We start from the raw sequence: 12,588 nt of genomic DNA, 5'->3' as shown, positions 1-12,588 counted from the left end.
AATGGCGGGGCCATGGGCAAAAACCTCAACCTTTTGCAGGTAGCCCATGTGCGTAGTAGCACATATGCGCAGGGCTTACGGGGCGCAGTCATCCGGTCAGGGGGCAGACAGATTTACCTTAAGGAATTGTTTTCCGGACAGGACAACAGACACATAAGCATGCTGCTCATAAAGGGCAGTCAGGAAGGTTAATATGACGAAAAAAGCTGCTACTTACGAGCCGTCAGTCCAGCTTCACATGATAGAGGGGCAGGAAAAGGGCCCTTTTGTGTCTGACTTCGGTCCTGACAGTCCTGTCATTTGCTGTGCATTGCCGCTTGATCAGGAAATTGATGAGTTTCTTGAGAGCGTTCTCAGTGAGGGCGGATTGTGGTTTGTCGACAGCAGCGAGCAGATTGAGCCGGCCTGGGTGCCGAATCTTCTGGACTGCTTTGTCGAGCTGGCCTCATCAGACAGATACAAGGGCAAGACCTTTATCTGCATTGCTGTAAGAACCATAGCCATTGACCCTCAGGTATATTACTACCTGCAGACTGTCTTAAAGCCGCTGGTATGGTTCCACCTTGGCTATCCAATGTATATGGATCAGGTGGAAAACAGCTACGCCCTTACCGGACCTGAGTTTCGTGAGGGGCAGAAGCTGATCAGATGGGTACAGGAGGAGCTCAATACCTTCTGGAAGAATTTTATGGGCGGTCTGCAGCCTGTACAGCTCTTTCAGTCTCATAAGAGCCTGTGCCGCCAGTATTCCTTTATCAATGAGGGAGGCATCAAGGCATGGTATGAAGAGTTCTTCAATCATGTATCCTATGCCACCCGCATTCAAAAGGGTTCCATCATCTGCCTTGATGATGCCAGGGTGGAGTGCAAAATAACCGCCGGTCTGCGTCAGCGTGTTATTGATAATGGTCTGGCCTCCCATATTGAGGGCGGATGCGGCAATCTGTACATGCTGCTTGATGATGTCTATCTGGCCTCCTACTCCATGGCCGCCCCTTTTATGGCCGGTGATGAAAAGGGTGAAACCCTGCTGTGGTCAAGTGAGCCATGTTCTACATGGTATCTGGCTCAGAGCGTGGGCAATGTCTGGCTGGACTGCGAGTTCTCTCTGACCAGGGGAACAGGCCTGAAAAAAGTAATGCTCCACAAGGGCAGCATGGTCACCTCTCCAGATGATCCGGCCTGCTCTGATAAGATAAGGGAGCTCAAGAAGACCATGGTCAAAGAAGGACGTCTTAGTGACTATGGAACAGGTGCCACCCTGACCGATGATGTAGCCTTCGAGCGCCAGTCTGATGCTGCCGCATTTATCGCAGGCAACCTGTCAGCAGGCCGTACCCTGTGGCGCAAAAAGTGGAAGGTAGCCCTGCGCTGATCTGCTCCTCTGCTCAAACACCCCGGCATCGTGCTGAAAATGCAGCTGCACGCTGCCAGCACTCATCATGGTCGCCATTCATGCCCTCAGCCCCTGACCTTGTCAGGGGCTGAGCCATATCTGGCCTGCACAATCGTCCTCAGGTCGCTGCAGGCTGGACTGAGGCAGCGCATCTTTGGCCCAGCTCCTGCCAGTGTCATAACACCCCGGCCCTGCATCATTCATTATGGCAGCCACAGTCAGGACATGAGGGGGCCATTGAGATCTGTATCAGGCTCGACTTCGGCTCAGCCCCCTGGTTGCTCTCAAGCATGGCGACAATTAATTTTTCGTCGACAGGTGACTGCCTGCAGATCATATTTGAGGCAATATTCTTATCTGGTAACTGGGATCTATGGCATAGATGTGCGAATTTGCTGCACATGCCCGATAATTAGCGCCCTGATGGTGATAACATGTTAAATGTTATCACCACAGGGGCCGACCGCAGGCCGGAGTCCTGTGTTTGTCCTGTCCGTTTGCCAGGTGCCTCAGTCACCATCAACATGGCAGACAGGGCCATACAAAGACAATGGTCTGATGCCCGAGCAGAAGGCATCAAAGCGCGCAGCGCCAGGTGCAGGCATCATGTATGCCACGCTGTCTTATGCTGTTTGAGCATGCTTGCCAGCTTGCCTGTTTGCCATTTCGTCAGTTTGTCTGTCCGTCAGCAATCCTGAAAGGCTTTGTTGTGTGCAGGACCAGCATATAACGGTCAGCCAGTGACTTTACTGCTGTAAGTATGGGGATGGGACATAAGCACTGACCTGCGCAGGATCTGTCACAGGACGCACTGACTGATAAGTCATTGATGTCACCGTCTGTATTGTTTCTTCCTGCTGTTTTCTTTTTGGCTGCCCGCATGCTGCAGCGCTTTGTCAGGCGCTCATTAAAAAGCTGTACCGGCGGCTGTGCCCTTGACAGAACTCAAGCTGTCTGGGCCGACACATGCTTTATAAGGCGGTTATGCCCTTTTAGGGGAGGAGCCGTCAGTTTTTTTAATCAGATAAACTTCCTGTCAACAAAATTATCCACCTCTGCCATGGGCCAGTCCAAAACCTCATTGGTAAAAGGCTCAGGGCTCTGTTAATGTCCACATCCGGTCCCTGACCTGTGTATCCCATACAGCAAGGTGCTTTGCTGTAAGCTATATACTGCACCGCTGTAATTATGCCAGGAATTGTCGTGCTTGTGATCCGGCCAGTCTGACCGGGCGGGACATGACGTTTGCGCCAGTGCATCACAGCCGTGGCATTGCTGCGCCTGTATGCCCCGGCTGCACTGTCAGTGCTGCAGCAGCATCAGGCGGGAGCTGGCAGTCAGGAGGGAAGGAGCAATTAACAGCTGACTGTGTTTCAGGCAGACAGGTCATCCCGCAACTTTAGGAGTGCGACAGGAGATAAGTTAATTTCCGGCCGGGACCGCAACAGTCCGGCTGACGATCCTGTACTACGTAAGGTGATTCTATGCAACTGAGCGGAAATTCCATCAATCTCGTCTGTGATGACTACAATGCCACCATTGTGACCATGGGTGGTGCTGTGGCCAGTCTCAGATACATGGGCCATCACATTATCATGCCATTCAAGCCTGATGTTATTCCTGCAGGCCATATGGGCAAGGTGCTGGCTCCATGGCCGGATCGCCTCGTCGATGGCCGTTATCTCTTTGAAAACAAGTACTATCAGGTACCTGTAGATGACATTGAGAATATGACAGCCAATCACGGTCTGGTTGCCTGGAAAGAGTGGCACATTTCATCAATTTCTCCTACCGCTCTGGTACTTAAGACCTATGTAAGCCCTATTTATGGCTATCCTTTCCTCATTGACCTGTCCGTAAACTATGAGGTAATCAACGGCATGGGCCTGAAAGTGGATATCACTGCCACCAACATTGGAAAGATAGACGCTCCTTACGGCGTAGGCATGCATCCATATCTGACCTGTGAGGGGGAGACTATTGATACCTGCCGTCTGACCATGCCATACAAGGAGGTATATACCCTAAACGAGCGCAAGATCGCCGACAGGCTGGTGCCTGTTGATGACCTGGGATTTAACTTCACATCCGAGCGCGTCATTGGCGATACTCAGATGGACCATACCTTCGCCTCTCCTGATGCTACTCATATGAACACAGTGCTGCTGGAGAACCGTGACCTCAAGGTCTACTGTAAGACCAATGCGCCTTACATGCAGATCTTTACTCCGCCTTTCCTCAATCGCAAGTGCCTTGCAGTAGCACCAATGAGCTGTCCATCCAATGCCTTTAACAATGGCACCGGACTTATCGTGCTCAAGCCACGTCAGTACCACACCCTGACCTACATCATTGGCGCTCTCAAGCAGGTGGTATAACTGCAGCATCATGAGCCATCCCTTAAGGCTGCAGACCAGACTTTGCAGCTTCAGCTGCAGCTGCAGCCGAAACTGCAGCTGAAACTGCAGCCACAGCCGCAGCTCAAACTGCGACCTGAGTGTCAGCGGCCGCCGGGTGGATGATGCACCTGGCTCAGCTCTCAGAGCGTGAGTTACCTGCAGTAGTACTTCCATCCAGCCAGCCTGGCGCCTTATGGCTGTCTGCTGGCAGAAAAAACAAAGCCCCGCAATCTTTGCAGATTACGGGGCTTTGTATTATTGAAAATCGCAGAATGAGCTGACCTTAAAGTACAGGACGGAAAAGACAGTCATTTGATGATGACGATGACCATTGATCTGCCGGATCTGCAGGTCTTATCTCACCATACATAGCTGATATGTGTCAATCAACTTTATATTCAGTTTTGTAAAGAAAAATGAAGTCAGAATCCGTTCCTGTCTGCCAGGCTGACTGCAGCCTGCAGCCTGCAGGCAGCCAGTTGCTGGTTCTGCAGGTCAGGCTACAGCCGTAATTTAGACTGTCAGAAAAGGACGGTCGAGCTCATAAACCTTTACGTCGCGAATGGCAGCAGTGCCATTGGTGGCATAGAGGGAAACATTATGATCAGCGCCGAAGAAATTGGTGGTCATGACGTCATGACCATGATCGACGAATACCTCAATTGATGAGCTGTCGATGAAGATATGCAGCTCGTGTTCTTTATCCCACTCAAGCGGCAGAGCACGATATGAAGTAGCATTCAGATCAGTGCGGAACATAGTCAGAGTACGGGTCTGACGATCAACAAAGAGGCGTATGGAATTGCCTATGGCCAGACCATACTGCTCAGCATCATTATCAGAAGGCTTGAATTTCATCAGGAGTTCGAGAGCTGAGCTGTTGTTAATATGCTTAACAGTGCTGGTAAGTCTGGTAGCACTGTTATCAAAGCTGTACTCCTTAAGACGCAGACTCTTTGTTTCTTCTACTGGCTGCTGGTAAAGGTGACCATCCTTCCAGGTGATTACGCGTGGCAGGGTCAGAGCTCCACACCAGCGATCCGGTGCGGAAAGATATGGCAGACGCCACATGTTCATCCAGGCAATTACCACGCGGCGGCCATCAGGAGTGGCAGTGGACTGGGTGGCATAGAAGTCATGGCCACGGTCAACCTCATACAGCTTTGAATCTGGAACAAAGTTGAGGCCATCAAAGGAGCCTGACTGCCATGAATTTACTGAAGTATTCTGGCGGGTATAGCCCTCAGGTGCCTGACCCATTGGTGAAGTAGCAAGCACCCATTTATTATCATTGACCTCAAAGAAGTCTGGGCACTCATACATAAAGGCCTGATCTTCCATCTCTTTGATGATGGAGATCTGCTTCCAGTTCTTGAGATCTTCAGAGACATACTGTCTGATTTCACCGGCGCCCTGCAGATTGGTAACGCCAAAAACTACATGGAACTGGCCTTTGTCGTCTTTCCATACCTTTGGATCACGGAAATTAGTAATGCCATCTTCAGGCTCGATAACAGTACCCAGCTTGGTAAAGTTGATGCCGTCTTCAGATACGGCAAGTGCCTGAACCTCACGGACCTGAGAGTTGTCACCTTCAGCTCCGGTAACCACATGGCCTGTATACATAAGATAAAGCTTACCGTCATGCTCGATAGCAGAGCCTGAAAAGCATCCGTCCTTGTCAAAGTCCTCAGAAGGTGCAAGGGCAACTGGTACATGCTCCCAGTGAATCAGGTCGTCAGATACTGCATGGCCCCAGTGCATTGGTCCCCATTGAGCATCGTATGGGTAGAACTGATAGAAGATGTGATATTTGCCCAGAGCATAGCAAAAGCCATTAGGGTCATTAATCCATCCGGTGCGTGCTGCCAGGTGATAGCCAGGGTACAGACGACGATTTACCTCATTAGAGTGGGATTCGATGTACTCATTGGCTTTGTTTACGAGTTCCTGATGTCTCTTATGATCCATTTTCAAACCTCTGATCTAAGCTGTTTAATCTGTGCTTTACCGCCATTTGCCTTTTCAGGACATGCCTTTGTAACTTTGTAATGCAGTTGCTGTGTTATCAGGAGCAACCTGGCTCCAGGGGCACTCAGCCCACTGCCAGGTTCGGATCAGCCTGTCCAGGATCTGTCCTGCAGCGACAGGCAGGGAGCCCCTACAGTGCAGCCAGAGCGACGGCTCTGAGCTTATTCAGGCCCGACCTTGCCTGGTCTGCCCAGCCCAGCCCTGACTGGCAAGGCGCCAGCCATCTGTGCTCAGCTCTCTCCTGTTGTTCATATGAACAGGCATGGTTTCATCATCTGACTGATTTCAGTCATTCGTCAGTCAGTAAGTCAGTAATTAAGTCAGTTACTGGACTGACAGCTCTGACCTGACCTCTACAATGGCGTAAAGATATGAAATTAAATTCAAAACAGGAGCAGGTCGCAGGCAACGCTGGAGGCCCGCTGTCTGCCTGTTTTAAGAAATACTTTATAAAACGGCAAATGAACCGTACAAACCTGTGCCATAACTGTTTATTAATCATACAGCTGGATGTATGAGAGTGAAAGGTCAGACACAGTGATGAGTTAATTATACTCAGCAAGCGTCACCACTCTATTTGAAGCCCGGCCCGGCTACTGAGCAGCATGCAGCATCAGTTTCACTGGCTGCAGCATATGCTGCCACGGCAGCCGCATACGTTGCCACTGGCAGCCGCATACGTTGCCTGGTTTCTACATACGCTGCCACCGGCAACCGCATACGTTGTGCCGGCGGCTGGGGCAGATACAGCCTATGGGGGCAGCATCTGACTCATCACTGTCTGCAGCTTCAGCTGCAGACCATGGCGAGTCTCAGGGCTGGCTCAGCCATATGTTTTTATACAGTTGCTGGTTTATTTGATGCTCTTCTCGCTGGTACCTTCCAGAGTCTTACTGGTCAGCAGGAAGATGGAAAGAACAGTGGTTACTGCCACCAGTGCCGACATCATAAGGTAGGTCTGAGAGAATCCAATGGTGTCGTACAGATAGCCGGCAGCTGGTGCCAGTGCTGCACCGATAATCTGACCAATCATGACAAAGGCTACCAGGTATACAGTTGCTGAAAGGGCTGGATTGAAGCGGGTAGTGATGTATTTAAAGAATGATATAAGCACCATCGGAACTTCAGGAGCATGCAGAAGCTTTACTGCTGAGATGGCCCATGGGCTGTCGACCAGTCCTGAACCGCCAATACGGACAAACATAATGCAGCCGGCAACGATAAGGCCATTTTTAGCACCTATTTTGTTAACGACAAAAGGTGCTGCAAATGTGCATGCTGCCTCGAGAAACACCTGAGTAGAGTTAAGGAATCCATACATGCGAGTGCCTTCGGCAGCGTCTTCAAACTTGGATACAAAGTACACCATAAACTGCTGGTCGTAGACGCCGTATATGGATGCTCCCAGAACATAAACAATTACTGCCCAGAATGAGCCCATACGTGCAAGACGGCCAATTTCAGAGAAAGATGCCTTTGACTGAGCACTTTCCTGGTAGTTATCCAGCATCTTCTTTGAGTAGTCCTTAGCCGAATTGAGCATGAAGAGCAGTATGAGGAAGATGATGCCGGCGATTGATGAGATGATGAAGTTGTAGTGCGGGTTGATATTAATCAGGATGCCTGTAACAGCTACTGCAGAGGCCCAGCCCAGAGCACCAAAGGTTCTGGCAAAGCCAAACTCAAAGCCGGCAACACGACCAAAGCGCTCGGTATAAGATTCAAGGGCACCTACACCTGCATTGAAAGTAAAGCCCATGAAAATACCGATGGCTACACCGCCAAGAATTACACTTCTCTCAAGAGCCGGCTCAACTATGAATATGTAGTAAGGACCGGCCAGGGCCATAAGAATACCTACAAAGGCCAGCAGATTGCGGCGCAGAATCAGACGATCCTGAATCATGCCATATACAGGGGAGAGGCAAAGAGCGGTCACAGAGAATACAGCATAGGCAAATCCGATTTCTGAACCACTGAGCTTAAAGAACTCCTTGAGCCATACTGCCAGTAATGAGTAACAGCCAGCCCAGGAAATGAAGAAGAAATAGAGCATAAGGGAAAGAAGGTAGAATTCTTTACCCATACTGCGCATAGTGCTCAGAAAAGACTTATCGCTCATAGCATATTTTCCATTTTGCAGAGTACCTCCTGAAGTGTTGCTGCCATGCGTAGTTGAGCTCGGCTTTGAATGAAGCACGCCAATGAATTGCAGCAATGTAATGCATCATTCATCAATCATGGAGGCAAGTTTGCAGACATACATGTTAAACATGGCTAAGTCCTGATTGCTCTGGCCGTTGGCTAACCTCAGTAGAGTGGCCGCCGTAAAGCATGGCTTCACCGCAAGGAACAACTGCTTAAGGCCTGATAATGTAAGGACGAAACCGCAGGACTAATGGTTCAGGGGTAAAAGCAGGGGGCGTTTATGTCATCGTCTAAGCCGCATCCTGATTTCTGACCTGTGATTACTTTTGCGCATATCAATGCAACAAATGCAAAAAGTACTGCAACAATGAAAATATAATGCAAAATTTGCATAAAATCGCGCAATGCTTTTTCAATAAAATGTGAAGTGCATCAAATAATTTTCCAGAGAAAAACGCTGCCAAATACAGCTATAAGTGTATAAAAGTCTTTTATATAAGCCATTCTTGAACCATTTAGACATGACCTGGATCATGCGTAAGCAGTTATGTTTCAAGCAGCGATAAAATAATGCGAATAAAAACACTGCCTTAGGCAAAAATGCCTAATCTAGATAAGATAACGACCGGGTTCTTGTGGTTAGCGTGAGCTTACTTGAGATAACGTTACTGGTAAAATCTTGCTCTAAATAGTGATATATCAATGCAACAAATTTCAGTTGTATGCAACAAATCGGTCAATTCTGCAAATAATGCAAAATTTGCAGTAAACCGGTATGTTGAGCGGTCTTCAATATAATGACAGACTGGGCCAATGCCTGATTGTTAAGGCTGTTTCAGCTCAATGGCCTGCTTAGCTCCTGAGCAGATCTGCTGGCAGGTCAGGAAGTAGAAAGGCACAGCTTAAGGAAATGATAAGCATCCTTCAAAAAGGACGGTCATCTTATGCTTACAGCCTTATTCAGGCGGGCAGCGATGTCCAGGCAAACTCAACATCAGAGCGTGACTTACGAATGGTAATGGATATGAAGTACTAAAGCCGAGCGGGTATGCTCACTGTGCAAGTAAGCAGTAGCAGTTGAGCCTTCTGACTTTATTGTAATGCACACAACAGATCAACACCTGCGTTTGGCTCCAGCCCCTGCCATGTTTCAGGCCAGTTGATGCTTTATGCCTGCTGACCATTATGGCATGTCAGACTGAATGCTGAAGAAGTCAGCACTGCACATCCATATCCCGTAGAGCCAGGCATGCACAGCCAGGCGAGGACCATCAGAACTTTACGGCCTGATGCCAGACGGTAAGGCCTGCATTGGCCTTATGCCAGGATGTGTAAAGTGTATGGACGGATGCGGGAGCTCATAACCGCGCGGCCTGATGGCCGACTGCCATTCCTGCATTGGCCGTATGCCGGGATGTGTAAAGTGTATGGACGGATGCCGGAAGCTCATAACCACACTGCCTGATATCGGACGGTAAGGCATGCATTGGCCTTATGCCAGGATGTGTAAAGTGCACAGACGGATGCCGGGAGTTCATGGCCGCACTGCCTGGAGCGAGACGATAGAACGGCCTCGACAAAAGTTGTAAGGTCAGGCCTGCATGGCCAGATGCGTGGCATCTGCACAGTACGGTCTGATGCCGGAATGGCAGGACCTCATGGGACGAATGCCGCAGGGACAGGACTGCATGGGGCGAATGCCGCAGGGGCAGGACCTCATGGGGCGAATACCGTGAGGCCTGTATTGCAGATGAGGTATTACAGTAAGCAAGGATTGTATGTACCGATGTCATGCCGCAGCTCTGCGTGGCAGTAGTCAGGCCAGGTGAGGCGATCTGATGTGTGGTGAAGCTGGCGCTGGAGGGCGTTGACAGTCTGTGCAAGGTTAAGGAGTCTTAACAGCAGCTTTACACACAGTAGAACGTTTACATTCACAGACGTGTCTGTACAAACAAATCATGCGTAATGTGATGCAGGTTGAAAAACAGGGGGTCAAAAAGTTCCCTGATCATGCAAAATTTTTTTTCAAAGTCAGTTGTTGTCTTTATTTTGTCCATGTCTGAGGCAGATATGGCCTGAGAGCATTTAATGGCTGCAAATCCTTATGGAGCCTGGTTTTAAGGGCTTTTTATGACCTGAGTGCTTTCAGGCAATAATGTGATGCATCTCGTGAATCAGAGATCTTCTATGGAAGAAGTGGCGGTTGTCAGACAAGCTGGCGTTTAAAAATCGATAAACGGCTAAATATGGAAGTCCTGCAAAGCCCTTAAATAGCCCGTTGTCACTCAGAAAATTCAGGCTGTGAAAAATAATTGAATTTTCCATAGAAATTAAGCACCGTTTGTGAGAAAGTATATATACGATCTCGTGAGTATGGGAGTGCGACGACCGTCTGGTCACCTCATTACTAAGAGGGTTTTGAGGCCTGGACAGTTCTGAACACGTTTGCACTGTGCGATCGGGTCCAGGAGGGGAAGTTCGCTTTCTTTCCGATTTCTATAAAGCCTCTTCACTGGCCTTCCTTTATTGGGAGGCTAACAGGCCGTTTAGAGTGCAACGCGAGTCATGCTCAGGTATGTGCGTAAGCCTGGTATGATCAAGTGCTTCAAAGTCGGAGCTCTAGCGGTTTGGTCTTGGTCTGGAGATGAGCAGTGCCTTAGCCTCTATGGTGGAGGAAGTGGTGCTGTATAAAGGCAGAACATTCGTATCGACGAAGCCAAAAGGAAAGTACTAGCCTTGCGGGGGAAGCGATATGCCTGATGTATAGTCTTTTCATATACATGCCAGGACAGGAGGCTTTATCGAAGCAATTTGATAAAGCCTCAATTGTCTGCATGTCACATTCGACCTATAGCTTGTACTTTAACGATACTACGGTTTTACCAGGTACTCTTAGCAAAGATTTCTCTCTCATCCATCATGCTTGAGCACATTCTGACTCAGCAGAAGAGCAAGACCAATCCCCCTGATTAAGCAGATCAAGGAGACAAACTTAATAAAAGGACATCAAACAGGATATCACACATAAAATCAGAGCTGCGGCTCTTTTTTTATGCCTGTAAAATATACCTAGTCTCCCAGTTCCGGCCCACATCCCCAACTCAATCCCTTCTTCAACCCAGCCTTGTCAGGCCATACCTGACCCGCTTCGCAGCCACACGTTTGACATCACCAGGGCACCTGACCTCCCCTTATCTATCCAGGCCTTGGCGGAAGCTTCAGCGGCACGCTCAAACTGCTATGCCATTTTTATCAGCATAGGTTTTGTCCCGGCAATTTAGACAGGGCAGATCCGTCAACAGCCAGAGCATGGCGTCTGTCCGCAGCCAGACCATGGCGTTCTGTCCACAGCCAGAGCATGGCGTTCTGTCCCCAGCCAGACCATGGCAGAACGGCTTTCAGGCAGACCATGAACGTCATGGCCTAAGTCAGAGCATGACTGGGGCAGCTCCACTACCACTTTTCATATGCCACGAAAGCAAGTCCAGATTAATAAGAGCACGACAACCACCTGCAGATCAAAGCACCGTATCCATGCTCGTCTAATACCGCCACTGAGCTTCAGGTCATCACCATCACTTCAGCCCACGACTTAATTCTCACCAGTCATTAAGGTCATACCCATGTCTTGTTCTGGCTTGTTATCAGACCAGCACGACAACCGTACTATGGGCAGCATGACCGGGGTTATTCCGTTATCAAACCAGCTCCATTGGCCAGTAAGCGCCCTTGCTCAGCCAGCATCCCCATAAGCTGAGATACACCGGAGCAGGACAGGTTCCGATGTTTCCGCGTATACAGGGATTGGATTTGCGCTCTTCTCCAGTCTAAAACGGTATGCAGGGGCATAGGTCAGGGCAGCATGGCAGGAGGGCTGCAGGACAGCGGGGGCCTGCATAACAGGACTGCAGATCAGAACTTGCAACTACAGCGAGGCCCGGCTGACTGTGTTGAATGGTACTCTTCGTTCTGAAGCAGACATCAAGCCACAAAAAGTTCCTCACCTGGTGACTGAAACAGCTGGCTGTGAACACGCATACTCAATCTTGGTGGAGATCAGAGAGTGCTCTTCAGTCTGTAGTCTGTCTTATGGCTGGAAGTGACAGAGCAGTATGGATTAAGGTAGCATGATGGCGAGGTAAGGTGTGGTGTACGGCAAACCGTTTGGATATTTGTACCATGGCCTCAGACAAAAGCATGAGTACTACTCAACCAGTTCATGACAGTAATTAGACACTTTATAAACCGATTTGTATCGTTTCATATGATCCGGCCGGTTTGAGCTCGGAGTTGGACGGGTAACAGAATTTTCTGTCTGTGCTCATCAGCTTCACGAAGCATGCCGCCAGCATAAAATCGTCTTGCTGCCATCACATGACATGAATCATCGGCCTTTGAGATGGTGTTGATAAATATACTTTCCAAAGTAAATTATAAAGAAAATATATTTAGGAGAGCTGGTGCAGTCCTTACATGCCCATGAACTGTGACTGCCTGGCAACTGAGTTGAGTCATGATCCTCCTGCATTGATTGTCCTGTGTATAACCTCTGGCATAAACTTGAGCTGCCCTGGCCATGTCCAGACCATAATTGCATCAGCCAGATTACCCTTG

The 12,588-nt window shown here is 49.2% G+C and carries 4 protein-coding genes; 2 read left to right on the top strand and 2 right to left on the bottom strand.

Features of this window, described 5'->3' with window-relative positions; genetic code table 11:
* The first annotated feature begins 193 nt into the window (after positions 1-193).
* The gene (locus MXE41_RS09890; RefSeq protein WP_247100366.1) at positions 194-1,375 is read left to right on the top strand and encodes a DUF4357 domain-containing protein; all 1,182 of its coding nucleotides are present in this window, start codon (positions 194-196) and stop codon (positions 1,373-1,375) included.
* Between the two features lie 1,505 nt (positions 1,376-2,880).
* Positions 2,881-3,774, top strand: a complete 894-nt coding sequence (locus tag MXE41_RS09885; RefSeq protein ID WP_246977881.1) for an aldose-1-epimerase — start codon at positions 2,881-2,883, stop codon at positions 3,772-3,774.
* A gap of 534 nt (positions 3,775-4,308) precedes the next feature.
* Here the strand turns inward: MXE41_RS09885 and MXE41_RS09880 are convergent.
* Complete coding sequence (locus MXE41_RS09880) at positions 4,309-5,766, bottom strand: glycoside hydrolase family 32 protein (RefSeq protein WP_247100365.1); 1,458 nt, start codon at positions 5,764-5,766, stop codon at positions 4,309-4,311.
* 913 nt (positions 5,767-6,679) lie between these two features.
* Positions 6,680-7,948 carry an oligosaccharide MFS transporter gene (locus MXE41_RS09875; RefSeq protein WP_246977883.1) on the bottom strand — a complete coding sequence of 423 codons (1,269 nt, stop codon included), beginning with the start codon at positions 7,946-7,948 and terminating at the stop codon, positions 6,680-6,682.
* Positions 7,949-12,588: the final 4,640 nt, after the last annotated feature.

Origin of the sequence: Anaerobiospirillum sp. NML120449, from assembly GCF_023051105.1 — a bacterium.
Lineage (GTDB): Bacteria > Pseudomonadota > Gammaproteobacteria > Enterobacterales > Succinivibrionaceae > Anaerobiospirillum.
This window is presented reverse-complemented; position numbering and strand designations above follow the sequence as displayed.

Excerpts from the sequence above, each read along its gene's own strand:
- MXE41_RS09885 (WP_246977881.1), top strand. The coding sequence starts at position 2,881 with ATGCAACTGAGCGGAAATTCCATCAATCTCGTCTGTGATGACTACAAT.
- MXE41_RS09890 (WP_247100366.1), top strand. The coding sequence starts at position 194 with ATGACGAAAAAAGCTGCTACTTACGAGCCGTCAGTCCAGCTTCACATG.
- MXE41_RS09875 (WP_246977883.1), bottom strand. The coding sequence starts at position 7,948 with ATGAGCGATAAGTCTTTTCTGAGCACTATGCGCAGTATGGGTAAAGAA.
- MXE41_RS09880 (WP_247100365.1), bottom strand. The coding sequence starts at position 5,766 with ATGGATCATAAGAGACATCAGGAACTCGTAAACAAAGCCAATGAGTAC.